25 protein-coding genes, 1 tRNA gene and 3 pseudogenes are annotated in these 24,344 nt (G+C 65.7%); 5 read left to right on the forward strand and 24 right to left on the reverse strand.

All coding sequences use genetic code 11. The features are described 5' to 3' along the window. Positions 1 to 7: 7 nt before the first annotated feature. Entirely contained in the window at positions 8 to 463 is a 456-nt protein-coding gene (locus QP165_RS04265; protein ID WP_333994031.1) for a YybH family protein, read from the reverse strand. Then, on the reverse strand, positions 460 to 2,142 hold the full coding sequence (locus tag QP165_RS04270; protein ID WP_333994034.1) for an EAL domain-containing protein: 1,683 nt from the start codon (positions 2,140 to 2,142) through the stop codon (positions 460 to 462). The genes QP165_RS04265 and QP165_RS04270 overlap by 4 nt, the downstream gene beginning before the upstream one ends. A 130-nt stretch (positions 2,143 to 2,272) precedes the next feature. On the opposite strand from QP165_RS04270, the gene moaA reads away from it, so the two are divergent. From moaA to QP165_RS04290, 4 genes are all read left to right on the forward strand, one after another. Continuing rightward, positions 2,273 to 3,301 carry a GTP 3',8-cyclase MoaA gene (gene moaA, locus QP165_RS04275; RefSeq protein ID WP_333994036.1) on the forward strand — a complete coding sequence of 343 codons (1,029 nt, stop codon included), beginning with the start codon at positions 2,273 to 2,275 and terminating at the stop codon, positions 3,299 to 3,301. Then, on the forward strand, positions 3,298 to 4,077 hold the full coding sequence (locus tag QP165_RS04280; protein WP_056015511.1) for an NAD kinase: 780 nt from the start codon (positions 3,298 to 3,300) through the stop codon (positions 4,075 to 4,077). The genes moaA and QP165_RS04280 overlap by 4 nt, the downstream gene beginning before the upstream one ends. A gap of 75 nt (positions 4,078 to 4,152) precedes the next feature. Continuing rightward, a tRNA-Asn gene (locus tag QP165_RS04285) sits at positions 4,153 to 4,227 on the forward strand. Positions 4,228 to 4,467: 240 nt separating this feature from the next. After that, a complete protein-coding gene (locus QP165_RS04290; RefSeq protein ID WP_333994039.1) occupies positions 4,468 to 4,749 on the forward strand; it encodes a hypothetical protein in 282 nt (93 codons plus the stop codon). Between the two features lie 123 nt (positions 4,750 to 4,872). Here the strand turns inward: QP165_RS04290 and QP165_RS04295 are convergent. Continuing rightward, positions 4,873 to 6,716: pseudogene (locus QP165_RS04295) on the reverse strand (methyl-accepting chemotaxis protein). A gap of 108 nt (positions 6,717 to 6,824) precedes the next feature. Between QP165_RS04295 and QP165_RS04300 the strand changes: the two are divergent. Further along, complete coding sequence (locus QP165_RS04300; protein ID WP_333994041.1) at positions 6,825 to 8,030, forward strand: carbohydrate porin; 1,206 nt, start codon at positions 6,825 to 6,827, stop codon at positions 8,028 to 8,030. A 55-nt stretch (positions 8,031 to 8,085) separates the two neighbouring features. Here QP165_RS04300 and QP165_RS04305 read toward each other — a convergent pair whose 3' ends face one another. The 21 genes and pseudogenes from QP165_RS04305 to rplN all read right to left on the reverse strand — a co-directional run bounded on the left by QP165_RS04305 (position 8,086) and on the right by rplN (position 24,207). Continuing rightward, the gene (locus QP165_RS04305; protein ID WP_333994042.1) at positions 8,086 to 9,030 is read right to left on the reverse strand and encodes a GGDEF domain-containing protein; all 945 of its coding nucleotides are present in this window, start codon (positions 9,028 to 9,030) and stop codon (positions 8,086 to 8,088) included. Between the two features lie 1,004 nt (positions 9,031 to 10,034). Continuing rightward, positions 10,035 to 11,591: a glutamine-hydrolyzing GMP synthase gene (gene guaA, locus QP165_RS04310; protein WP_333994043.1), complete on the reverse strand. Its 1,557-nt coding sequence runs from the start codon at positions 11,589 to 11,591 to the stop codon at positions 10,035 to 10,037. A gap of 94 nt (positions 11,592 to 11,685) precedes the next feature. Then, a pseudogene (rplQ, locus tag QP165_RS04315) lies at positions 11,686 to 12,109 on the reverse strand (50S ribosomal protein L17). 166 nt (positions 12,110 to 12,275) lie between these two features. Next, positions 12,276 to 13,347: pseudogene (locus QP165_RS04320) on the reverse strand (DNA-directed RNA polymerase subunit alpha). A gap of 100 nt (positions 13,348 to 13,447) precedes the next feature. Continuing rightward, positions 13,448 to 13,837, reverse strand: a complete 390-nt coding sequence (gene rpsK / locus QP165_RS04325; RefSeq protein WP_031395237.1) for a 30S ribosomal protein S11 — start codon at positions 13,835 to 13,837, stop codon at positions 13,448 to 13,450. A gap of 80 nt (positions 13,838 to 13,917) precedes the next feature. Further along, the gene (gene rpsM / locus QP165_RS04330) at positions 13,918 to 14,286 is read right to left on the reverse strand and encodes a 30S ribosomal protein S13 (protein ID WP_333994044.1); all 369 of its coding nucleotides are present in this window, start codon (positions 14,284 to 14,286) and stop codon (positions 13,918 to 13,920) included. Between the two features lie 196 nt (positions 14,287 to 14,482). Next, on the reverse strand, positions 14,483 to 14,776 hold the full coding sequence (locus tag QP165_RS04335; RefSeq protein ID WP_333994045.1) for a hypothetical protein: 294 nt from the start codon (positions 14,774 to 14,776) through the stop codon (positions 14,483 to 14,485). A gap of 19 nt (positions 14,777 to 14,795) precedes the next feature. Then, positions 14,796 to 16,139, reverse strand: coding sequence for a sensor histidine kinase (locus QP165_RS04340; protein WP_056015526.1), 1,344 nt, complete (start codon positions 16,137 to 16,139; stop codon positions 14,796 to 14,798). Between the two features lie 6 nt (positions 16,140 to 16,145). Next, positions 16,146 to 16,838, reverse strand: a complete 693-nt coding sequence (locus QP165_RS04345; RefSeq protein WP_056018595.1) for a winged helix-turn-helix domain-containing protein — start codon at positions 16,836 to 16,838, stop codon at positions 16,146 to 16,148. A gap of 227 nt (positions 16,839 to 17,065) precedes the next feature. Next, positions 17,066 to 17,716 carry an adenylate kinase gene (locus QP165_RS04350; RefSeq protein WP_056018598.1) on the reverse strand — a complete coding sequence of 217 codons (651 nt, stop codon included), beginning with the start codon at positions 17,714 to 17,716 and terminating at the stop codon, positions 17,066 to 17,068. A gap of 51 nt (positions 17,717 to 17,767) precedes the next feature. After that, positions 17,768 to 19,132 carry a preprotein translocase subunit SecY gene (gene secY, locus QP165_RS04355; protein ID WP_056015528.1) on the reverse strand — a complete coding sequence of 455 codons (1,365 nt, stop codon included), beginning with the start codon at positions 19,130 to 19,132 and terminating at the stop codon, positions 17,768 to 17,770. A gap of 387 nt (positions 19,133 to 19,519) precedes the next feature. Then, positions 19,520 to 20,062 carry a 50S ribosomal protein L15 gene (gene rplO, locus QP165_RS04360; protein WP_056015531.1) on the reverse strand — a complete coding sequence of 181 codons (543 nt, stop codon included), beginning with the start codon at positions 20,060 to 20,062 and terminating at the stop codon, positions 19,520 to 19,522. A 107-nt stretch (positions 20,063 to 20,169) separates the two neighbouring features. Continuing rightward, positions 20,170 to 20,346, reverse strand: a complete 177-nt coding sequence (gene rpmD, locus QP165_RS04365) for a 50S ribosomal protein L30 (protein WP_031393747.1) — start codon at positions 20,344 to 20,346, stop codon at positions 20,170 to 20,172. Between the two features lie 6 nt (positions 20,347 to 20,352). Continuing rightward, positions 20,353 to 21,144 (reverse strand): 30S ribosomal protein S5, encoded by a 792-nt coding sequence (gene rpsE, locus QP165_RS04370; protein WP_082445708.1) that lies wholly within the window; start codon positions 21,142 to 21,144, stop codon positions 20,353 to 20,355. A gap of 3 nt (positions 21,145 to 21,147) precedes the next feature. Further along, complete coding sequence (rplR, locus tag QP165_RS04375) at positions 21,148 to 21,504, reverse strand: 50S ribosomal protein L18 (protein ID WP_056015533.1); 357 nt, start codon at positions 21,502 to 21,504, stop codon at positions 21,148 to 21,150. Further along, entirely contained in the window at positions 21,504 to 22,037 is a 534-nt protein-coding gene (rplF, locus tag QP165_RS04380) for a 50S ribosomal protein L6 (protein WP_056015535.1), read from the reverse strand. Before rplF ends, rplR begins: the two co-directional genes overlap by 1 nt. Beyond that, complete coding sequence (gene rpsH / locus QP165_RS04385) at positions 22,037 to 22,432, reverse strand: 30S ribosomal protein S8 (RefSeq protein ID WP_031393751.1); 396 nt, start codon at positions 22,430 to 22,432, stop codon at positions 22,037 to 22,039. The genes rplF and rpsH overlap by 1 nt, the downstream gene beginning before the upstream one ends. A 9-nt stretch (positions 22,433 to 22,441) precedes the next feature. After that, on the reverse strand, positions 22,442 to 22,747 hold the full coding sequence (rpsN, locus tag QP165_RS04390) for a 30S ribosomal protein S14 (protein ID WP_056015537.1): 306 nt from the start codon (positions 22,745 to 22,747) through the stop codon (positions 22,442 to 22,444). A gap of 158 nt (positions 22,748 to 22,905) precedes the next feature. Then, positions 22,906 to 23,529: a 50S ribosomal protein L5 gene (gene rplE, locus QP165_RS04395; RefSeq protein WP_200916134.1), complete on the reverse strand. Its 624-nt coding sequence runs from the start codon at positions 23,527 to 23,529 to the stop codon at positions 22,906 to 22,908. Next, positions 23,522 to 23,839, reverse strand: a complete 318-nt coding sequence (gene rplX, locus QP165_RS04400; RefSeq protein ID WP_333994048.1) for a 50S ribosomal protein L24 — start codon at positions 23,837 to 23,839, stop codon at positions 23,522 to 23,524. The genes rplE and rplX overlap by 8 nt, the downstream gene beginning before the upstream one ends. Beyond that, on the reverse strand, positions 23,839 to 24,207 hold the full coding sequence (gene rplN, locus QP165_RS04405) for a 50S ribosomal protein L14 (protein ID WP_031393755.1): 369 nt from the start codon (positions 24,205 to 24,207) through the stop codon (positions 23,839 to 23,841). The genes rplX and rplN overlap by 1 nt, the downstream gene beginning before the upstream one ends. Positions 24,208 to 24,344: the final 137 nt, after the last annotated feature.

Consider the following 24,344-nt stretch of genomic DNA (forward strand, 5'->3'; position numbering starts at 1 on the left):
GCCGCGCTCAGCTGCTGTGATCGGTGATGATCTTCCACGCACCGTCGCGCCGTTCGAAGACGAGCGTCGTCATCCCCGTCTCGCTGCTCGTCGCGCCCGTCAGCGTCCACCGCGCGATCAGCACCGCATGCGTCGGATCGATCCCGCGCATCTCGAGAAACGCAAAGCTTAGCCGCCCACGACTGTTGCCACCCGAACTTAAGCTCGGTGCGTACCGCGCGGATATCGCGGACTTTCCGCGCAACACTCCCTTTGGCGTGACGAACAGCGCGTCGTCGGCATAGATCGCGACGAACCGCACGAGGTCGCTGGCGTTCCACCCCGCTGCGCTCGCCTCCATCGCGTGCCGGATCGCCACCGATGCAGGGGTCTGCGCCGCCGCCTGCGCGCGGCTGCTCGTCGGTGTCGCGCCCACGGTGACGAACGCGAGGCCAGCCAGCGGCATCGGGATCGCGCGCATCATGTCCGCGCCATCAGTTCGAGCAACGCCGCCTCGCCGACCGGCTCGGACAACAGGAACCCCTGGTACAGCCGCGTCCCGCACGCGGCGAGCAGTTCGAGCTGGTCGGGCGTCTCGACCCCTTCCGCGATCACCGACAGGCCCAGCGAGCGCGCCATCGTGATCGCGCCGGCGACGACCACCCGGTCCCGCTGGCTGCCGCCGATGTCGCGGACCAGCGCCTTGTCGATCTTCACGTAATCGAGCGGCAGGTCCTTCAGATAGGCAAGGCTCGAATAGCCCGTCCCGAAATCGTCGATCGCCACCCGACACCCCGCGCCGCGCAGTTCGGCGAGCAGGACCGATGCGATCGCGAGATCCTCGATCAGCCCCGTCTCGGTGATTTCGACGGTCAGACGCCCGCGCGGAAAGCCGCTGGCGTCGACCCGCGCGAGGAACAGCGCCGCGAACCCCGGCCGCGTGATATCCGCCGCGGTCAGGTTGAGCGACACGCGCAGCGCCGACAACGCCTCCGGCCACGCAACCGCCCGCGCGAGGACGAGGCGCTGGATATGATCCGACAGCGCGATCCCCAGGTCGGCGCGATCCGCCGCGGCGAACAGCGCGTCCGCGCCGAGCGGCCCGAGCTTGCGGTGGTCCCAGCGTGCGAGCGCCTCGACCCCGACGATCCTGCCGCTCGCGATCTCGACCTGCGGCTGGAAGCGGATGTCGATCTCGTTGAGTTCGATCGCGTGGTGCAGGTCGATCGCGAGCGTATCGAGCGGGACGCCGTTCGGCGCCGACGCGACCTGCAGCACCGCGCCATCGCTCGCCTTCGCATCCGCCAGCGCATCGCTCGCACGGCGCAACAGCGACGCGGCTCCGTCTTCCGGATCGCGCATCGGCTCGGCGCGCCCGGTCGCTGCCGGATGGCTCGCGACGCCGAACCGGCAACCCAGCACCGCAAGCGCCGATGCCACCGCGAACGGCCGCGCGAGCGCCGCGTCGAGCGCCGCGATCAACCCGGCAAGATCCGCATCCATCGCCTCGACCGCGACGACGAACTCGCCGCCGCCGGTCCGCGCGACGCAGGCGGGGGCTTCGATCGTGCCCCGCGCAACCGCCTCGGCGCGCGCGACGGCCTCCTCGATCAGCGCGTCGACGGCCGAACGCCCATGGGCGGCATTGACGATGTCGAGCCGGGACAGCGACACGAGGACGAGCGAGACGGGGCGCGCCGCCGAGATCCGGTGCGCGATCCATCCACGGGCCGCGTCCGCGCCGCGGTCCATACGCTCGGCGGGTATCCCCAGCCGGCGATCGGCGGGCTTTCTGACCGCCCGCGCGGCATGGCGTTCGGCGAACCGCACGCTCTGCACGATCACTTCGTCCTCCGCCGGCATCGTCAGGAAATGCGTCGCGCCCGCGTCGTAGATCGCGGCGATCGACGCCACGTCCGCCTCCGCCAGCAGGACGAGCAACGCGCCGCCCTTCTCCGCGACCCCCGGTGCAAGCGCCCGCGTCGCGGCGAGCGCATCCGCGATCGCATCGCGCGCGTCGACAATCGCGACCCGCGCCCGGCTGGAGGCATAGCCGGAGACGATCGCACCGATCCCGGCAGCGGCAGTCGTCACGTTCCAGCCCCCGGCCGTCGCTATCTCGGCGATCTCGTCGCCGTGACGGAACGCGCAGGCGAACAGCATCGTTCTGTTCACTATGTCAGTATTTTCAAGTGCGGCAGGTCTCATCCCCGAGAGCCTAGCCCTCGCATCGCCTGCCGCCAATCCTGGAACGCACTTGTCGCCCGCGACGGCAGCACCTAGCTCTGTGTCGATGGCGACCGACACCAATCTCGAAAATCCGTCGGCGCTCGGTCGTCCGTTGATCGACCGCCACCAGCGGACCATCCGCTATCTCCGGATCTCGGTCACGGACCGCTGCGACCTGCGCTGTCGCTACTGCATGTCGGAAAAGATGACCTTCCTCCCGCGCAGCAAGTTGCTGAGCCTCGAGGAGATCGCGATCATCGCCGAGCGCTTCATTGCGCGCGGCGTGACGAAGATCCGGCTCTCGGGCGGCGAGCCGCTCGTCCGGCGCGACGTCGGCGAACTCGTCACGCGGCTTGGCAGCAATATCGGTCGCGGGCTCGAAGAACTCACGATGACCACCAACGGGACGCGGCTCGCCGAACACGCCGAGGCGATCGTCGATTCCGGCATCCGCCGCGTCAACGTCAGCATGGACAGCCGCGACCCCGACCGGTTCCGCTACATCACGCGTCATGGCGACGTCGATCAGGTGATCGGCGGCATCATGGCGGCACGCGATGCGGGTCTCGCGATCAAGATCAACATGGTCGCGCTCAAGGGGTTCAACGAGGACGAGATCGCCCCGATGCTCGCCTGGTGTCGCGACGAGGGGTTCGACCTGTCCCTGATCGAGACAATGCCGCTCGGCGCCATCGATGAGGATCGTACCGATCGCTTCCTCCCGCTGACGGCGGTGTTCGAGCAGCTCGGCACGCAGTTCACGCTGGCACGCGACGCGCACAAGACGGGCGGTCCTGCCCGCTATTGGAACGTCGACGGTTCGCAGACGCGGCTCGGGCTCATCTCGCCATTGACCGCGAATTTCTGCGACGGATGCAACCGCGTCCGGCTGACGACCGAGGGCAAGCTCTACATGTGCCTCGGCCATGACGATCAGGTCGATCTGAAGGCAGCGCTGCGCGACGGCGGGATCGCCGGTCTCGATACCGCGATCGACGCCGGGCTCTATGCAAAGCCCAAGCGCCACGACTTCCGTATCGGCCAGGGCGAGGGTCCCGCGGTCGCGCGCCACATGAGCGTCACCGGCGGATGACGCATTACGCGCGCCGGGCGCTGGTCGTATCCTCGACGCCCCAGGCGCGCGAAGCCGCGGCGCAGCTGACCGATCTCGGCGACTGGGTCGGCGAGGACGAGGCCGACGTCGTCATCGCGCTCGGCGGTGATGGGTTCATGCTCCAGACGCTCCACGCGATGCTCGAGCGCCGCAAGCCGGCGGTGCCCGTGTTCGGGATGAACCTCGGCACCGTCGGCTTCCTGATGAACGAATGGCGCCACCACGGCCTCGACGACCGGTTGTCGCGTGCCAAGCCGTTCAAGGTCACGCCGCTCAGCATGACCGCGGTCGGGATCGACGGGCGCACACACACGCTCCCCGCGATCAACGAAGTGTCGCTGCTTCGCGAGACGCGACAGACCGCCAAGCTCGAGGTGACCGTCAACGACCGCGTCGTGCTCCCGGAACTCGCCTGCGACGGCATCCTCGTCGCCACCCCCGCAGGCTCCACCGCGTACAATTTCTCCGCGCAGGGGCCGATCCTGCCCCTGGGGTCGGGCATGGTCGCGCTGACGCCGATCAGCCCGTTTCGCCCACGTCGCTGGCGCGGGGCGATCCTGCCCGACAAGGCGCGGATCCGCATCCGCGTGCTCAACCCCGGCAAGCGCCCCGTCTCGGCCGTCGCCGACCAGCGCGAGATCCGCGACGTTGCGCAGGTCGACATCTGCATGGACCGTGCGCGCGAGCTCACCTTGTTGTTCGATCCCGAGCACGCGCTCGACGATCGCATCACGATGGAGCAGTTCGCAGCCTAGCCTTTTTCTGGCTTTTCGCGACAAACCGGGTTGCATCGTCCGACTGGCCGTTTATAGAGCCGCCTCCGGCAACGTTCCCTGATAGCTCAGCGGTAGAGCTCTCGACTGTTAATCGAGTGGCCGTAGGTTCGAATCCTACTCAGGGAGCCATTTTTTTGCCGATACACCCCCGATCAATACCCGCCCGTGCGTCATTTCGAAGACGCTCGGCATCCGCCCGATGGGCCTTCCCACTCCAGTGATATCGGCTCGACCCTTGCGTTTCGCGCAGGAAGCCGACCCGCCGGGAACCCGGCTTATCGTATTGGGTTATTGATCGCGGTTACTTTTTGCATCCAGGGTCGTTCAACGACCGCGGCCTCTATGGCTGCCCTTATCGGGAGACTATATATGATGAAGACTTTGATCCTCGGCGTGAGCGCGCTGTCCATGACCGCCCTGCCCGTCGCGGCAAACGCTGCGACCGCAGCTCCTGCAGGCGCGAATGCCGCTCGCGCGTTGTCCGTTTCCCCCGCGGTCCGTGCGGGTACGTCGACGTCCAAGTCGAGCAAGCTCGCCGGCCTGCAAGGTGCCAGCATCGCACCGCTCGTGATCGGTGTCGGCATTCTCGCGGGCGTCACGTATCTCATCATCGACAATGAGAACGACAACGACCGTTCCGACAGCAACTAAGATGGTGGGCCGAGCATAGTCTCGGCCCATTTTTTATGTGTATTGCACGGGCATCGTGATCGCTGGTCCGGCACAGGCGGTATCACCTTGTGATACCCTACCCCGCTGTCGCTCATGGTCCCGTCAGAACGATGACCATTCCTCTTCCGCGTCTGCCATCTCCCGTTGGAACGTAGTTGCAACACTGCCCTGCCCGTTCGCCGAACGCGGCCTCGGATTGACGGTCGAGACTGCGCGATCCCCTACCACCGCGCGGCGTCGTGATGGCTCACCGATCCTGAACCTCGCTGCCTGATCCGATAGTCCCGCGACCTCCGTGGTGAGGTTGCGCGCGGCGGCGGACGTCTCCTCTACCATCGCTGCATTCTGTTGCGTTGCGCGATCCATCGCGCCCACCGCCGCGCTCACCTCGGTGATCGCCGAGGACTGCGCCTGGTTGTCAGTCGCGATGTTCGCAAGCAGCGCATGGACTTCGCCGACATCGCTCGCGATCGCCGACAGCGCGCCGTCGACGCGCTGCACGTGCTCGACCGCCGTCCCGATATCCGTCTGCGTTGCGGTCAGCTGCTGGCGCGCACGCCCCGCTTCCTCCTCCGCACGCATCGCGAGCGCGGACACCAGGTCCGCGACGACCGCAAACCCGCGTCCCGCCTCCCCCGCTCGTCCCGCTTCGACCGCCGCGTTCATCGCGAGGACGCGCGTCTGGAACGCGATCTTGTCGAGCCCTTCGATCACGCTGTCGATACCCTTGGCGCTGTCGCTGACGCGGGTCATCGCCTGGACCGCCTCGTCGGCGATGCCACGTCCCCCGCGACCGTCGTGATCGCACCGTCGGCGCGCTCGACGGTCCGCTCGGCAGCCACTGCGGTCGCCTTGAGCCGCTCGTCCATCTGCGCGATCGCGGCCGAGGTCTGCTCGAGGCTCGCCGCATTGCCCTCGGTGCGCCGCGCGAGGTCCTCGCTTGCGTGCGCGATCTCGTCGGAGCCGGTGCGGATCATCGTCGCGCTGTCGGCGACCGACCCGATCAGCGACCGAAGCCCGACGAGCGCGCTGTTGAAATTGTCCTTGAGCCCGGTGAAGGGCGCATGGAGATCAGCAACGATCTCCGCGGTCAGATCGCCCTGCGCGAGCGCGGTCAGCCCGGTCCCGAGACTGTCGACGATCAATTGCGCCTGCGCCTGCTTCGATGCCTCGGCGGCCTGAAGCTGGTCGCGGAACGCGAGCATCGCCTTTGCCATGTCGCCCAGCTCGTCGCCGCGCCCGGCGCCTGCGACCTCCGCCTTCAGATTGCCGCCTGCCAGTGCGCGCATCGTGGTCGCCAGCGTCACCATCGGGTCGACGACGCGGCGGATGGCGAGCACGACGACCAGCAGTGTCCCGGCGACGCCCGCGAGCAGCGTGATGACGAGCACGATCATCGCGATCCTGCCCATCCGTTCGGCCGCCACCACCGCACGCGCGCTGTTCGCCTCGATCGCGTCGGTCGCCTCGGCCATCGACACTTCCAGCTTGCGGAATTCACCGAAGAACGCGGGCAGCATCCGTCTGGCCCGCGCCGGATTCTCGTCGATCTTCGCCATGATGGCCGTCGCGGAGGCGACATAGCCCGCCATCGGCGCGCCGAGTTTCGCGGTCAACGCAGAGACGTCAGCCGCTCCCGTATAGTGCGTATCCGCACCGATCGCGCGCTGCAGTTCGGCGCGGTGGGTCACGAAGTCCTTCATGACGTCGTCGTGTCGGAGCGGGCTGTCCGGTTCCGCCGCCTGGAACGCGGCCAGCACGTCGCTGCGGATCGCGTCGTGCATCATGTCCGCCTGTCCGTGGTTCACGAGCAGCGCGGCGGACTCGGTCTGCCGCTTGAGCGCGGCGGGCTGCATCCAGGCCGCGCCGATCCCCGTCCCGCCGCACAGGAGGATCAGCCCGACCAATATCCCCCCGGCGATGCGGATCGAGCGTCCCAGCGACATCGTACCCGCGTCGCTCTTGTACTTGCTCAACATTGTTTGGCGCCCATCCACAAAGGAGAAATTCACCATCCTATAATAGCCGGTATTGGCGCGGCTGGAGGATGATCGGTGGATATTGTCACGAGACGCCGCCTATTCGGTGCAGCCCTGCCCCTGGCATTGCTGTGGCCGACATCGATATTCGCGCAAGCCATGTCGGACGATGCCGCCCCTGCCCCTCATCCGGTCACGATGGAGGTTCGCTATGTCGCCGACGCGATCGGCGTCCTCGCGGGTGGCAGCGATCGCGGCGCGCGTGCACTCGGGAATCTCGACGTGACGACGGACGGCGATCTCGATCGCCTGATCGGGTGGCGCGGTGCGAAGGGGCATGTCCATCTGCTGAGCAACCATGGCGGTGCGATCAACACGCTGGCGGGCACGATCCAGGGCGTCGACAACATCGAAGTCGCGGACGGACGGACCAAGCTGTACGAAGCCTGGGTCGAACAGAGGCTCTGGCAGGATCGCGTCTCGCTGCTGGTCGGACTGTCCGATCTCAACGTCGATTTCTGCCAGGACGATTCCGCCGGGCTGCTGATCGCGCCTGCGTTCGGGATCGGGTCGGAACTGGCGGCGACCGGACCCAACGGCCCCTCGATCTTTCCGTCGACCGCGCTCACGCTCCGCGCGGACGTCAGGGTCGGTGGCGCAGGCTATGTGCGCGCCGCGATCGTCAATGCGCGCGCGGGCGTGCTGGGCGACGCTGCCGGGATGGACCTCGGCATGCATGACGGCGCGTTGCTGATCGCGGAGGCGGGTATGACCGCGAACGGCAAGCTGGCGATCGGCGCATGGCGATACACCAGGCGGCAGGACGATCTGTTCGCACGCGACGTTACCGGCGCGCCGGTACACCGCATCGCGACGGGGGCCTATGTCCTGCTCGACCAGCGCGTGTCTGGCGATGATGACCGGGGCGTCGACGTCTTCCTCCGCGCAGGTCTGTCCGAGGGCAGGACCACGCCGTTCGTCGGTGGGTTCCAGACCGGCGTGCTGGTCCGCGGCGCCATACCGGGCCGGCCCCGGTCGGAACTTTCGACGGGCGTCTTCCAGGGCGCGCTGTCGTCCGCATTCCGGCGCAGCCTCGCGACCGCCGGCCAGCACCCCGATGCGACCGAGACGGGGTTCGAGCTCACCTATCGCGACACCGTCGCGTCGTTCCTGACGATCCAGCCCGATCTGCAATATGTCCGCCGCGCGCATCTCGAGCGCGGGCACCGCGGCGTGCTGATCGGCGGGGTCCGGATCAGCATGACGTTCGACCGGTCCTGAACCGATCGGGCCGGGGCAACATTGGTGCTGCCCGAGGCTCCTCGATAGACGCGCGTCAGCCCTCGACCTGCCCCAGCCCCCTGACCGCGGCGCGGTACAGCGCGGCGCGTGCCTGGCTGAGGGCTGCCTCCTGATCGCCGCCCTGCCCCACGACGATCCCCGCGGACGCCGTCACCACGCCGATCCACTCGCCACTGCCGCGCAGCTTGAGCCGGCGTGTCTCGAACGACGCGAGAACTTCCTCGGCCAGACCGCGCGCGGCCGCCAGCGCGACGTCGGTCACCACCAGGACGAACTCGTTTCCGGTCCAGCGGATGACATCTTCCCCGTGGAACGCCTGACGCAGGTTCGCGACGAAGGCGCTCAGGACATTGTCGCCGACCGCGTGGCCGAAGCGTTCGTTGATCCCGGCAAGATCCGCGACGCTGAAGATCAGCATGACATAGCTGCGATGCTGATCCGCCAAGTGCGCGAACATCGGCCGCGCGCCCTCCGGGGTGAGCGCCTGCGTTGCGGTATCGCGCATCGGGTCCGCGCGGCGTTCGCCGAGCGACCCCAGATCCGCCTGCAGCCGCGCGACGTCCCTGCGCAGGTCGGCGAGTTCGCGTTCGGCGTCGGACAACCGCGTCACCAGCGCAGTCGATTCGGGCCAACCCTGCGCGTCGATCGACATCGCGGTGACGTCGTGGCTCAACGATTGCGTCAGCGCTTGCGCATCCGACGTCAGCGCGTCGAGCTGGTCGGCATGGCGGGTGACCGCGGTCTCGCGCTCCGCCGCCCTGTCGGGCCTGGCGGGTAGATAGCGGTCGCTCAGCGTCTCCAGCGACCGCGCCGTCAGCCGCAGGCCGCCATCCGTTTCCGATGCCACGGCACGCGCGAGGTCCGAGTTCGGATCGCCGACGACGGCAAGCGCGAAGGCGTAATTGGCGGCCATGGGCTCGAGACGGTGCACCTCGAGGAATGCCAGCGCATCGCGCGCGGCAACGAACGCATTCGGCATGCTCGTAAAGGACCCTTCGCTAACCCTGCGCTGCCTAACGCGGCGTCACGGTCGTCCGTTTCACGCTGGTGGCACGAATTAGCAAATGTTCTCTCGTCGCAGCGCCCCCGCATCGCCCCGCCGGCCAGGCGGGCATCGCGGGTTTCATCGCCGACACTGGACTGCCCGGCAGGCGAACGCGTCCGTTTCGGCCGAACCGAGCCTGCGATGTGACGAACTGCGCTGTCATGTTTCGCAACCGATGCTAGCGTGTGTCCGTGCCGAAACGTCGCTGACGTGCCGGCCTCGGTGCCCCGCCCGGATGCGAGAGTGTCACACGGACGGGCGGGGCACCTCGTTCATTTGAAATTCACTTATGTTTGTCATATCGACGGCTAGAGGCATCGCTTTCAGTATCGCGTAACCTTCAGCGCCCCGCCAGCTTCAGTCACACGGACCGGCGGGGCGCGCAGCCTCCCGGCGCAAACGACCGATTCGCGACGATAGGTCCGCCCCGATCGATACCCCGCCCCCGCGCCCCGGCGCTCGACGGCTTCCCCGGTCTGTCTCCAGCGATATCTTCTTGATAATTCTGCGCCCGGATCACCCGATCGGACGTTGACCCTGCAGGTATGCCGGGTCGTCGATCCTTTGGCTCGTCACCAAGGCGGCCCGGCATACTGAAGTTTCAAAACCCTTGAACTGCCAGACCATTAGGTCCATATTCGATCTGTCCGACGCACTACCCCAAGACGGTGACGTCGGCACTGGACTGCGGCCCGCACGAGTTTCCCCCTTTCTCGAGCGGGCCGTTTCGGTTCCGTATCTTAGCCCGCCAAAACTGAGCGTCGTCGATGGGGCAATCCGCACTCTGTCAGCTCCGGACGTCGAGCCCGCCAGCCAGATAAGCATCGATATCCGCCTGGCGAAACAGGCGCGCGGTGCCCGACAAGCGAACGCGTGGGCGCGGCGAGCGCCACCCGCTTCGCCACGCCGATCCCCTCGCCCCCCGGTACGCCGTGCGGCTATTCCCACTCGATCGTGCCGGGGGGCTTCGACGTGTAGTCATAGGTCACCCGATTGATGCCTTTGACCTCGTTGATGATCCGCGTCGCCACGCGCGGCAGGAAGTCGCCGGGAAACTGGAACGCCTGCGCGGTCATGCCGTCGGTCGACGTCACCGCGCGCAGTGCCAGCACGTTGTCATAGGTCCGCCCGTCGCCCATCACGCCGACGCTGCGGACAGGCAGCAGCACGGCGAACGCCTGCCAGATCGTGTCGTAGAGCCCCGCCGCGCGGATCTCCTCGAGATAGATCGCGTCGGCCTTGCGCAGGATGTCGCAGCGCTCCTTCGTGACTTCGCCAGGGATGCGGATGGCGAGGCCGGGTCCGGGGAACGGGTGACGGCCAACGAAGATCTCGGGCAGCCCCAGCTCGCGACCCAGCGCGCGGACCTCGTCCTTGAACAGTTCGCGCAAGGGCTCGACGAGCTTCATGTTCATCCGCTCGGGCAGACCGCCGACATTGTGGTGGCTCTTGATCGTCACCGACGGACCGCCGGTAAAGCTGACGCTCTCGATCACGTCGGGATACAGCGTCCCCTGCGCGAGGAACTCCGCGCCACCCAGTTTCTTCGCCTCCGCATCGAACACGTCGATGAACGTCTTGCCGATGAACTTGCGCTTCAGCTCGGGGTCGGTGATCCCTGCGAGACCCGTGAGGAACAGCTCCTCGACGTTCACATGGATCAGCGGGATGTTGTAGGCGCCGCGGAACAGGCTGACGACCTGCTCGCTCTCGCCTGCGCGCATCAGCCCGTGATCGACATAGACGCAGGTGAGCTGCTCGCCGATCGCCTCATGGATCAGCACCGCCGCGACCGCCGAGTCGACGCCGCCCGACAGGCCGCAGATCACGCGGCCGCTGCCGACCTGAGCGCGGATCTCGGCGATCTTGGTGTCGCGGAACTCGGCCATCGTCCAATCGCCGCTGAGCCCGCAGACGTGCCGCGCGAAGTTCGCGATCAGCTTGCCGCCATCGGGGGTGTGGACGACCTCGGGGTGGAACTGCACGCCGTAGAAGCGCCGCGTCTCGTCCGCGACGATCGCATAGGGGGCGCCGGTCGACACCGCGACGGGGGTAAAGCCCGGCGGGATCGCGTCGACCTTGTCGCCGTGGCTCATCCAGACCTGATGCCGCTCACCCTCGGCCCACAGACCGTCGAACAGCGCGCATGGCGACTTGACCTCGACGAAGGCGCTGCCGAACTCGCCGCCATCGCCCGAGACGATCACGTTCCCGCCAAGCTGCGCGGACATCACCTGCTGGCCGTAGCAGATACCGAGGATCGGGATGCCCGCCTCGAAGAAGCGCTGCGGCACGCGCGGGGAATTCTCCGCGGTGACCGATGCGGGACCACCCGAGAGGATGATGCCCTTGGGCTGCATCCGGTCGAACGCGGCCTCGGCCGACTGGAAGGGGGCGATCTCGCTATAGACGCCGGCTTCGCGCACGCGGCGGGCGATCAGCTGGGTTACCTGGCTGCCGAAATCGACGATGAGAATGCTGTCTGGATGCTCCATGTCGGGCGCATAGCCGGATGGGACCCGTAACGAAAGAGGCCGCGCCTCCCGGATGGGAAACGCGGCCTGCAATTCGACTATCAAGAGGCGGGGATTATGCCGCTTCGTTGTAATCCTCGTCCGACATCACCGGACCCGAATCCTGGCCCTTCGCCGAGACGTCGCGGTCGACGAACTCGATGACGGCCATCGGCGAGGCGTCCGACATGCGGATACCGGCCTTGATGACGCGGGTGTAACCGCCGTTGCGATCCGCATAACGGGTCGCCAAGAACGTCGAACAGCTTGATCAGCTGCGCGTCGTCGAGCAGCTTGGCATGCGCGAGACGACGGTTGGACAGGCCACCCTTCTTCGCGAGCGTGATCAGCTTCTCGATGTAGGGACGCAGTTCCTTCGCCTTGGCGACGGTGGTGGTGATCTGCTCGTGCTTGATGAGCGCAGCGCTCATGTTGCGGAACAGAGCAAGACGGTGGGCCGAGGTCCGCTGAAGCTTACGGCCGCCTACGCGATGGCGCATGTTTAATACCTTTTCGTTCGTTCAGGGGCCGTATGAGGTACCCGGGAGCTGGTGGGGACGGCGGCCCACCCGATTATCCGTCATCCCGGCGAAGGCTGGGATCCAGGGTAGAATACGGTGCCGTCCGTTATCCTGACTTGCGCCAGGATAACGGACGGCTTCGCACTCAGCCCATGATTTCCTGCTCGAGCTTCTTGGCCATCTCTTCGATGTTCTCAGGTGGCCAGCCCGGGATTTCCATCCCCAGGCGAAGACCCATCGACGACAGCACTTCCTTGATCTCGTTCAAGGACTTGCGACCGAAGTTAGGCGTACGCAGCATCTCGGCTTCGGTCTTGCCGACCAGATCGCCGATATAGATGATGTTGTCGTTCTTGAGGCAGTTCGCCGAACGCACCGACAGCTCGAGCTCGTCGACCTTCTTGAGAAGGTACCGGTTGATCTGCTGCGTGTCGCCTGCGGGCTCCGCACCACCGGCAGCGGGTGCTGCCTGGCCGATCGGGGCCGACGAACGGGTGACCGACGAGATCGTCGAAGTGGACGAACAGCGCGAGCTGGTCCTGGAGGATGCGACCGGCATAGCCGACTGCGTCTTCCGGGGTGATCGTGCCGTCGGTTTCGATCGTCAGCGTCAGCTTGTCGTAATCCAGGTCCTGACCGACGCGGGTCGGGTCGACCTTGTACGACACCTGACGTACCGGCGAGTAGAGCGCGTCGACCGGGATCAGACCGATCGGCGCGTCGGCCGGGCGGTTTGCGGTCGCGGGCACGTAACCCTTACCGATGTCGGCGGTCAGCTCCATGTTGAGCGTCGCACCCTCATCGAGGTGGCAGATCACGAGATCCTTGTTCATGATCTCGATGTCGCCCGAGACGGCGATATCGCCGGCCTTGACTTCACCCGGACCCGTTGCGGAGAGCTGGAGGCGCTTGGGCCCCTCGCCCTGCATGCGGATCGCGATCTGCTTCACGTTGAGGACGATGTCGGTCACGTCCTCGCGGACGCCTGCCAGAGACGAGAACTCATGCAGCACATTCTCGATCTTGATCGAGGTGACGGCCGCGCCCTGCAGCGACGAGAGCAACACGCGACGCAGCGCGTTGCCGAGCGTCAGGCCGAAGCCACGCTCGAGCGGCTCGGCGATGAAGGTCGCCTTGCGCTTGGTGTCGCCACCGGCCTTTTTCTCCAGGCCGCTGGGCTTCTTGAGTTCCTGCCAGTTCTTTGCGTTGACAGACACTTGCTTCCCCTAATTTGGGGGCCGGCGGAAAGGACTCCCGCCGGCCATGAATATGCACCCGTGCCGCGCGATCAACCGCGCACGGGCAACGTCGGAGAAATCAGACGCGACGACGCTTCGAAGGACGAACGCCGTTGTGCGGGATCGAAGTCACGTCGCGGATCGACGTGATCTGGAAACCGACAGCCTGCAGCGCGCGCAGGGCCGACTCGCGGCCCGAACCGGGGCCCTTCACTTCGACTTCGATCGTCCGGACGCCGTGCTCGGCGGCCTTCTTGCCGGCGTCTTCCGCTGCGACCTGCGCCGCGTACGGGGTCGACTTGCGCGAGCCCTTGAAGCCCATTGCGCCTGCCGACGACCACGAGATCGCGTTGCCCTGGGCATCGGTGATCGTGATCATGGTGTTGTTGAAGCTGGCATTCACGTGAGCGACGCCAGAGGTGATGTTCTTGCGCTCGCGCCGCTTAATGCGCTGAGGTTCGCGTGCCATGGTGTATTTCCTGACCTGTATCTTCATGACGCCGGGCGGTCCCTTCGGACCGGCGCCGGCGGAGTAATCCGGTTAAGGGATTACTTCTTCTTACCGGCGATCGGCTTGGCCTTGCCCTTGCGGGTGCGCGCATTGGTATGCGTGCGCTGGCCGCGGACCGGCAGGCCCTTGCGGTGACGCAGGCCACGATAGCAGGCGAGATCCATCAGGCGCTTGATGTTCATCGACGTCTGGCGACGCAGATCGCCCTCGACGGTGTGATCGGCGTCGATCGTCTCGCGGATGTGCAGGACTTCCTGATCGGTCAGGTCCTGGACTCGCGCCGTGTCGGCGATGCCGAGCTTGGTGACGATTTCCTTGGCCTTGGTCGAACCGATGCCGTGGATATAGGTCAGCGCGATTACCACGCGCTTGTTGGTCGGGATATTAACACCCGCGATACGTGCCATGAACTTGGTTCTCCTGCTCCACGGGCCCCGGCATGGCTGCACGGCGCCCATCTCCTAGCGATGATCCGAAACGCACGACGACGGCGTACGCAAAAGAGCGCCGCCGGGAACCGTCGTATCGGGAAAGCCGAATTAGGCGCGGGCAAACGAACTGTCAAGCCGTGGGTTCCGCGCGGTACCGCAGCAGCGCGACGGTTCAGGCTGCGGGATCGACGACCAGCCGCATCGTCTGCCAGCGCCGGATCGCCACCACGAACCAGATCAGCTCGACCGCGCCGAACGGCCACGCGCCCTGCAGGAAACCATAGACCGACCCGAGCAGGCATCCGACCGCGAAACCGAACGTCCACCAGTGCGACCCCGCCTCCTTCGCATAGCAAAGCAGCGTGAACGAAACGGCAGCGAGGCCGAAGAGCGAGAGCGCGTCCATAGCCGCCCTTAATCCCGTCCGACCCGACAACGCCACCCCCGCGATGACGAAACGGCTCACACCAGGCTTGGCGTACGCCTCAAAAGGGCAGGACGATCCGCGCGACGAGGCCCGGCGCGTTGTCGCCGAGTTCCAATCGGCCGTCGTGCAACCGCGCGACCGCCTCGATCAGCGAGAGCCCGAGCCCGGCGCCCGGCGTCGTCCGCGCGCTGTCGAGCCGGCCGAATCGCTTGAGCGCCTGCGCGCGATCCGACTCCGCGATGCCCGGGCCTCGATCCTCGACCTGGATCACGACGCCGTCCCCCCGCTCGATCAAACGCAGCGTCACCGATCCGCCGGTCGCACCATGCCGGAGCGCATTGTCGATCAGGTTCGCGATCGCCTGGCTGATCAACTCGCGGTGCAACGCCATCGGCATCGGCCGATCGTCGATCGCGACCTGGAACGTCAGCCCGGCATCCTCCGCGACGGGCGCATAGAGCTCGCCGATCTCCTCGATCAGGTCGGCGGGCGACACCTCGATGAACCGGTCGCGCGACACCGATCCCGACCGGCTGATCTCGATCACCATCGTCAGCATCCGCATGACGAGGTCGGTCTCGGTCAGGAGCCCGCCCAGCGCGACCTCGCGCGCATCGGGGTCGGCGATCAGCACCGCCTGCTCGGTCTTGGTGCGCAACCGCGCCAGCGGCGACCGCAGATCGTGCGCGAGGCTGTCGGTGACGACGCGCAGTTCGGCCATAACGCCTTCGAGCTTGCCGAGCATCACGTTCAGCCGCGCGGCCAGCCGATCGAACGCATCACCGCCGCCCGCCACCACGCCGACACGCCGCGACAGGTCGCCCTCGCCCGCCGCCTCGATGACGTTGGCGATCGCGTCGAGCCGCCGCCCGACATAGCGCGCGAGCACCAGCCCCCCGAAAATACCCAGCGCGAGCGACAGCGTGATCGCAAACGCCAGCGCGCGCTCCATCGCGCGCTCTTCTGCCGCGATCAGGTCGAGATTGCGTCCCGTGAGCAACCAGTTCCGCCCGATGGGATAGAGCGCATAGCCCGTCTCCCGCGCCGCCCAGAGCGAGTCGTTGCCGAGCCGCGCGATGCGGAACGTCGTCGTCTTCAGCGGGATCGTGACTCGGTCCGGCGCCATGCCCTGCAGACTGCGCCCGTTCGCGTCGAGCAGCGCGAGCACCTGCGACACGTCACCAGGATTATCCGCCTCGCGGATCGCCGCGCGGAGTTCGGGCAGCCCGCCGATCTGCCACACGGTGCGCAGCGCATCCGACTGCTCGGTCGTCTCGCGCCGGATCGCATCGATCGCATCCGCACTCGTCTGCTTCCAGACGAACCCGATCAGCGCGAGATTGGATACCAGCGACAGGATGATCGCGAGCAGCGCGATCCGCGCGGTGATCGACAGCCGCAACGCGGGTCAGCCGTCGACCGCGAGCCGATACCCTGCCCCGCGCACCGTATGCAGGATCGGCGTCGGGAATCCGTCCTCGAGCTTGCGGCGCAGACGGCCGATATGCACGTCGACGACGTTCGAGCCCGGGTCGAAATGATAGTTCCAGATCTTCTCGAGCATCATCGTCCGCGTCACCACCTGTCCGGCATGACGCGCGAGAAACTCGAGCAGGTTGAATTCGCGCGCGCCCAGCGGGATCGTATTGCCACCGCGCGACACCACGCGCGCGAGCAGGTCGATCTCCAGGTCACCGACCGACAGCTTCGTCTTTTGTGGATCGCTCGCCAGCCGGTCGGAGCGCCGGACCAGCGCCTCGACGCGCGCGGACAGTTCGGCGAACGAGAAGGGCTTGCACAGATAATCGTCCGCGCCCGCCTTCAACCCGTCGACGCGGTGGTCGACCGCCGCGAGCGCAGACAGGATCAGGACCGGCGTGACGATCCCCGCCGCGCGGATCGCGCTGACCATCGCCAGCCCGTCGAGACCCGGCAGCATGCGATCCGCGATGATGAGGTCGAATATGCCCTCGCTCGCAAGGAACAGCCCGTCGCGACCATCGCCGCACGACTCCACGGCATAGCCCGCCTCGGCCAATCCCTTGACGAGATAGCTCGCAGTGGAGGCATCATCTTCTACGATCAGGATCTTGCGGTTCACGGCGTCATCGCTTTCACCTGTCTCCATAACGGAAAGGCCGGCGGAAAGCACGTTTCCGCCGGCCCCCACGGTACCCCCGGGAGTGACGGGCACCGATCTCTGGAAACGCTTCCGGCCGTTGCTGGCCTTGGCGCTGCTCTAGGATCGAATGCCCGTCGCCGTGATGACCCAAAGATGACAATTTTGTCATGTCACCGGCGCCGTACGGGACGCCGGTCGATACGGGGTTATTTCTCGTCGAGGATCGCCGCGATCGCGGACCCGACATGCGCGATATCCGCCATGCCATCGACCCGGCGCACCAGCCCGCGCGATTCGTACAGCGGCAGGATCGGCGCGGTCTTCGCGCGATACTCCGTCATCCGGTTCGCGACGGTCTCGGCATTGTCGTCGGGGCGGCGCTTGAACTCGGTCGAGCCGCACACGTCGCACACGCCCGCCACGACAGGCTGCTTGTGCCGGTCGTGATAGCCCGCACCGCATTTGGCGCAGGTGTAGCGGCCGACGACGCGGTCGATCAGCGCGGTCTCGTCGACGGCGAGCTCGATCACGAAGTCGAGCGTACGGCCGCGTTCGGCGAGCAGCGCGTCGAGCGCGTGCGCCTGCGCCTCTGTCCGGGGATAGCCATCGAAGATCACGCCCTCGGCCGTGTCCGGCTGGTCGAGCCGCTCGCCGATGATGCCGGACACGATCTCGTCGCTGACGAGGCCGCCCGCGGCCATCACGGCCTTCGCCTGCAGCCCGACGGGCGATCCGGCGGCGACCGCAGCGCGGAGCATGTCGCCGGTCGACAACTGGACCATGCCGCGATCGGCGACCAACGTGGCCGCCTGCGTACCCTTGCCCGCGCCTGGCGGGCCAAGAAGGATGATATTCACGAAACGCACTCCCCTCGTTCGTGCAGGATAATAACTCGGTAACCCCGCATCTTAGCGAAGTCGACCGCCCTTCAGCTTCGCCTTCTTGATCAGGTCGCCATATTGATGCGCGAGCAGATGGCTCTGGATCTGCGTCACCGTGTCCATCGTCACGTTGACGACGATCAGCAGGCTGGTGCCGCCAAGGTAGAACGGGATCGACAGCGCGGTCACCAGATATTCGGGCAACAGGCAGATGATCGTCAGATAGGCGGCACCGATGACGGTGATGCGCGTCAGTACGTAGTCGAAATAATTCTCGGTGTTCTTGCCCGGACGGATACCCGGAATGAACCCGCCATGCCGCTTCAGATTGTCTGCGGTTTCCTCGGGGTTGAAGACGATCGCGGTGTAGAAGAACGAGAAGAAGATGATCCCGGCGCCGTACAGCAGCATGTACACGGGGCTACCGTGCTGCAGATACTGGTTCAGGGTGATGATGAAATCGCCCCACTTCGACTCGCCCGCGACGCGCTGGCCCGCGAACTGCGAGATCGTCAGCGGCATCAGCAGCAACGACGAGGCGAAGATCGGCGGGATGACGCCCGCGGTGTTGATCTTCAGCGGCAGATGGCTGCGATCGGCCTGCATCCCGCGCTGAGTCTGGCGCTTGGGATACTGGATCAGGATGCGGCGCTGCGCGCGCTCCATGAAGCAGATGAACAGCACGAGCAGGACCACCGCGACGATGATTCCGATCAGCTTGATCGGATCGAGGCTGCCCGAACGGCCGCCCTCGAGCAGATTGACCAGCGTCGTCGGCAGATGCGCGACGATACCCGCCATGATGATCAGCGAAACGCCGTTGCCGATGCCGCGGCTGGTGATCTGCTCACCCAGCCACATCAGGAACATCGTGCCGCCGATCAGCGAGATGACGGCCGCGATGCGGAACGTCATGCCGGGTTCGATCACCGCGGCGATGCCCTGGTTCGCGCCGAGCGTCTCGAGCCCGACGGCGATGAAATAGCCCTGCACCGCGGTCAGGCCGACCGTGCCGTAGCGCGTATACTGGTTGAGGCGCTTGCGGCCCGACTCGCCGTCCTTCTTGATCGCGGCGAGCGTCGGCGACAGCGAGGTCGCGAGCTGTACCACGATCGAGGCGGTGATGTAGGGCATCACGCCGAGCGCGATCAGCGACATGCGGCTGAGCGAACCACCCGAGAAGGTGTTGAAGAAATCGAGGACGCCGCCCTGCGTCTGCTGCGACAACAGGCCGAGCGCGGTGGGATCGACCCCCGGCAGCGGCACGTAGCTGAGCAGGCGGAAAACGATCAACGCGCCGATCGTGAACCACAACCGCTTCTTGAGGTCGGTTGCCTTTGCGAATTTCGAAAGGCTGATGCTTTGCGCCATCTGGTCGGCTGCGGATGCCATGCGTGTGATCGTCCTGGAAACAAAGAAGGCGGGATGCGTTATGACCGCCCCCGCCGCTCATATAGGCGCACGAGCGCGCTTGTCTAATGCCTAGGTGGGATATGGCGAGGTGGCGAGCCACCCGATCGGCTCAATTCCAACGCCGCGTCACTGTCCCGCACCCCATGCCGCTCGTCCCGAGTAGCCGTCGAGCTTGTCGAGACGGCGTATCGAGGGACCGGCCTGTCTGAGTCTTGTACCTCGATACGAGGTCTCGACTACGCTCGATCTCTACTCGGCACGAACGGCACGGCATGTGAGATCAGGTGGGCTTGGAATTGCCGCGCCCCTAGGCAGCACGAACAAAAAAGGGAGGGAACGCACCCGGCGCTCCCTCCCCCTTCAAGGTCAGGCGTTGAACGACGCCTTGTGCGCCGCACGCTCCTTGTACTTCACGCCCTTCTTGGCGGCAGCCTTCTCGGCTGCGGGGACGAAGTGGATCACCTCGACCTTGCCGCCGATCTTCTCGACCGCTTCGATCGCGCCCTTCGACGCGCCGTCGACGGTGAACGAGAGAACCGTGGTCAGCTCGCCCTTGGCGAGGAGGCGGACGCCGTCCTTGCCGCCGCGTGCCAGGCCAGCGGCCTTGAGCGCGTTGTGGTCGAGCGTGGCGTTCGCCTCGATCTTGCCGGCATCGACCGCGAGCTGGATCGCGCCGAGGTTGACCTCTGCGAAGTCCTTGCGGAAGATGTTGTTGAAGCCGCGCTTAGGCAGACGCATGTGGAGCGGCATCTGGCCGCCTTCGAAGCCGGCGATGGACACGCCCTCGCGGCTCTTCTGGCCCTTCTGGCCGCGGCCGCCGGTCTTGCCCTTGCCCGAGCCGATGCCGCGTCCGACGCGCATCTTGGACTTACGGGCACCTTCGTTATCGCGGAGTTCGTTGAGCTTCATGGTAATGCACTCGCTTTCGCTTGTTACGCGCTGTGGAAATGGATTCTGGAATAAGAAAGGGGGCCGTTAGCCCCCTTTCCCGTATTTGTCACGTGGGTCGTGAAGGCTCAGCCTTCGACCGACACCATGTGCTGCACCTTGCGGATCATGCCGCGGACCTCTGGGCTGTCTTCCAGCTCGCGGGTCTTGTGCATCTTGTTGAGGCCGAGACCGACCAGCGTTGCGCGCTGGTCCTTCTCGCGGCGGATCGGCGAACCGGTCTGCGTGATCTTGATGGTAGCCATGATCGCTTACTCCGTGATCGCAGCTGCATCAGCCTCGGGGGTCTTCGACCCACCGTGGCCGAGCAGGTCGGCGATCTTCTTGCCGCGACGCTGTGCGACGGCCTTGGGCGAGGTCTGCTCGCCAAGGGCTTCGAACGTTGCGCGGATCATGTTGTAGGGGTTCGACGTGCCGACCGACTTGGTCACGACGTCTGCAACGCCCAGCGATTCGAAGACGGCGCGCATCGGGCCACCGGCGATGATGCCCGTACCCTGAGGGGCCGACCGCAGCGTGACCTTGCCGGCACCGAAGTGACCGTTGCCGTCATGATGCAGCGTACGACCGTCCTTGAGCGGAACGCGAACCATCTTCTTCTTGGCAGCAGCCGTCGCCTTCGAGATGGCTTCCGGCACTTCGCGTGCCTTGCCATGACCAAAGCCTGCACGACCCTTGCCGTCGCCGACGACGACGAGTGCTGCAAAGCCGAAGCGCTTGCCGCCCTTGACCGTCTTCGAGACGCGGTTGATGTGCACCAGCTTCTCGATCAGCTCTTCGCCGCCATCGTCCTGACCAGGACGACCGCCACGATTGTCACGACCACCGCGACCGCCGTCACGACCACCGCGGTTGCCGCCCGGACCACCGCTGCGGCCGCCGCCGGGGCCACCACGACCGCCACCGCCGCCGCCGCCGGGACGACCACGGCCACCGCCGGTGTTGCCCTGGTAGCCGGTGCTCTGCGGGACATTCTGAGCCGTGACGTCCTGTGCGGTCGTCTCGGGTGCGATTACCGCTGGCGTGTTGTTTTCGTCAGCCATGTCTTAGAACTCCAATCCGGCTTCGCGCGCGGCATCGGCAAGAGCCTTCACGCGACCGTGGTAGAGGAAGCCGCCGCGATCGAACACGACCTGAGTCACGCCCGCTGCCTTGGCAGCCTCGGCGACGCGCTTGCCGACCGAGGTCGCCGCGTCGATGTTGGCGCCGGACGTGTCGCGCACGTCCTTCTCCAGCGTCGAGGCCGAAGCGACCGTCGTGCCAGCGGCATCGTCGATCACCTGGGCATAGATGTGCTTGCCCGAGCGATGCACCGACAACCGCGGACGGGTGCCTGCACGTGCGCGGAGCGCGGTACGATTGCGGCGACGCCGCTTTGCGAAAAGAGAGAGACCCTTGGTCATTACTTCTTCTTCCCTTCCTTACGGAAGATGAACTCGCCGTCGTACTTGATACCCTTGCCCTTGTAAGGCTCGGGCTTGCGCCACTGACGGATTTCGGCGGCCAGCTGGCCGACCTTCTGCTTGTCGGAACCCGAGATCTCGACCGTGGTGTTGTCCGGGGTCTTCACCTCGATGCCTTCCGGCACGTCGATGTTCACGTCATGGCTGTAGCCGAGCTGCAGCTTGAGGTTACGACCCTGGGCAGCGGCACGGTAGCCGACGCCGGTGATCAGCAGCTTCTTGGTGAAGCCTTCCGACACGCCCGTAATCAGGTTCTGCACCATCGTACGCTGCATGCCCCAAAACGCGCGCGCGCGCTTGGTGTCGTTGGCCGGCTGCACCGAGATGCCGCCGTCTTCGATCGTGTAGCTGATCTCTTCGCGCAGCGGCATCGTGAGCGTGCCCTTGGGGCCCTTCACGGTCAGCTGCTTGTTCTCGATGGTCGGCGTAATGCCGGCCGGTACCGAAACCGGCTTCTTACCAATACGGCTCATCAGAACACCTCCGCGAGGACTTCGCCGCCGACGTTCTGCTCGCGTGCTTCGGAATCCGAGAGCACGCCGCGAGGCGTCGAGACGATGGTGATGCCGAGGCCGTTACGGACGCGCGGGAGTTCCTGCGAGCCGGAATAGACGCGACGGCCGGGCTTCGAGACGCGCGCGACATGCTTGATCGCAGGCTGGCCCTCGAAATACTTCAGCTCGATGCGAAGGCCGGCCGCGGGGCCCATCTGCTCTTCGCTATAGCCACGGATATAGCCTTCGCGCTGCAGAACGTCGAGCACGCGGACGCGCAGCTTCGACGCCGGAGTCAGGACGGAGTCCTTCTTCGCGCGCTGGCCATTACGGATACGGGTGAGCAAATCACCCAGGGGATCGGTCACTGCCATGATTAGTCCTTACCAGCTCGACTTCGTGACGCCGGGGATCAGGCCCTTGTTGGCCAGATCGCGCAGCTGAATACGGCAGAGCCGGAACTTGCGGTAATAAGCGCGCGGGCGACCGGTCAGCTCGCACCGGTTACGGATGCGGGTCGGGTTCGCGTTGCGCGGCAGGGCCGCCATCTTGAGGCGAGCGATCAGACGCTCACCATCGTCGAGCGTCTTGTCCGCTGCGATTGCCTTCAGTGCCGCGTACTTCGGGGCATACTGCTTGACCATGCGCTTGCGGCGCTCGTTCTTGTTGACTGAACTCAGTTTCGCCATCGACTTAAGTTCTTTCTTTCTTCTGCCCCCTCGCCCCTCCGGGGAGAGGGTCGGGGTGAGGGGCAGCCCAGCAGGACCGCGCCTCCAGTTTTCAGGCGGGGTAAGGGAGACTCACTCCCCCTCACCCCAGCCCCCTCCCCGAGGGGAGAGGGAGTCTCTTACGCTGCCTTCTTCGCGTCGGCAGCGTCGTCTTCGATCGGGAACGGGAAACCGAACAGACGCAGAAGCTCGCGAGCCTCGTCGTCGGTCTTTGCGGTCGTCGTCACGATCACATCCATGCCGCGGACCTTGTCGACCCGGTCATAGCTGATTTCTGGGAACACGATCTGCTCCTTGATACCGCAGGCATAGTTGCCACGGCCATCGAAGCTCTTCGGGTTGAGCCCGCGGAAATCGCGGACGCGAGGAAGAGCGATCGTGATGAAACGGTCGAGAAACTCGTACATGCGCTCACGGCGAAGGGTAACCTTCACGCCGATCGGCATGCCTTCACGCAGCTTGAACTGTGCGATCGACTTCTTGGCCTTCGTCACGACAGGCTTCTGGCCAGCAATCAGCTCCATTTCGGAAGCAGCCTGATCGACCTTCTTCTTGTCCTGCGTGGCTTCGCCGACGCCCATGTTCAGAACAATCTTGTCGATCCGCGGGATCTCCATGACGTTCTTGTAGCCGAACTTGTCGACCATCGCCTTGATGATCGTCTCGTCGTACATCTTCCGCATGCGCGGCGTGTAGGCGACCTCGGTGCCAGCGGCGTCTGCGCCAGTGTTCTGATCAACCATTGATCTTCTCCCCGGTCTTGACGGCCACGCGGACCTTCTTGCCGTCCTGCTCCTCGAAGCGGACGCGGGTCGGCTTGCCGTCGGCGGTCACGTGCGCGACCTTCGAAACGTGCATCGGTGCTTCCTTGCGGACCAGGCCACCCTGCGGGTCGCCCTGGGTCGGCTTGGTGTGGCGCACGGCGATGTTGACGCCCGCGACGACGACCTTGTCGGCCTTCGGCATCGACATGGTGACTTCGCCGGTCTTGCCCTTGTCCTTGCCAGACAGGATGATGACCTTGTCACCCTTCTTGATACGCTGCGACGCCATTACAGCACCTCCGGCGCGAGGCTGATGATCTTCATGTGCTTCTTGCCGCGCAGCTCGCGAACGACTGGGCCGAAGATACGGGTGCCGATCGGCTCCTCGTTCTTGTTGACCAGCACCGCGGCGTTGCCGTCGAAGCGGATGACCGTACCGTCTGCACGGCGGATATCCTTGGCGGTACGCACGATCACCGCGCGGTGAACGTCGCCCTTCTTCACACGGCCGCGTGGCTGCGCTTCCTTGATGCTGACGACGATGATGTCGCCAACGCCTGCAACACGACGCTTGGAACCCCCAAGCACCTTGATGCACTGCACCCGCTTCGCGCCGCTGTTGTCAGCGACGTCGAGATTGGACTGCATCTGGATCATGGATCCGTATCCCTTCTCTGTCTCTGGGGTCGATACCGACCGAACCCCGCCTAAAAAATCACCCCGCTGCGGCAGAACCGCAACGGGGAGGAGCGGCCGCTTAGCCGTTCCCTCGGTGGAACACAAGGTTCCAATGT

Source organism: Sphingomonas sp. 22R3R2A-7, assembly GCF_036856055.1.
Classification (GTDB): domain Bacteria; phylum Pseudomonadota; class Alphaproteobacteria; order Sphingomonadales; family Sphingomonadaceae; genus Sphingomonas.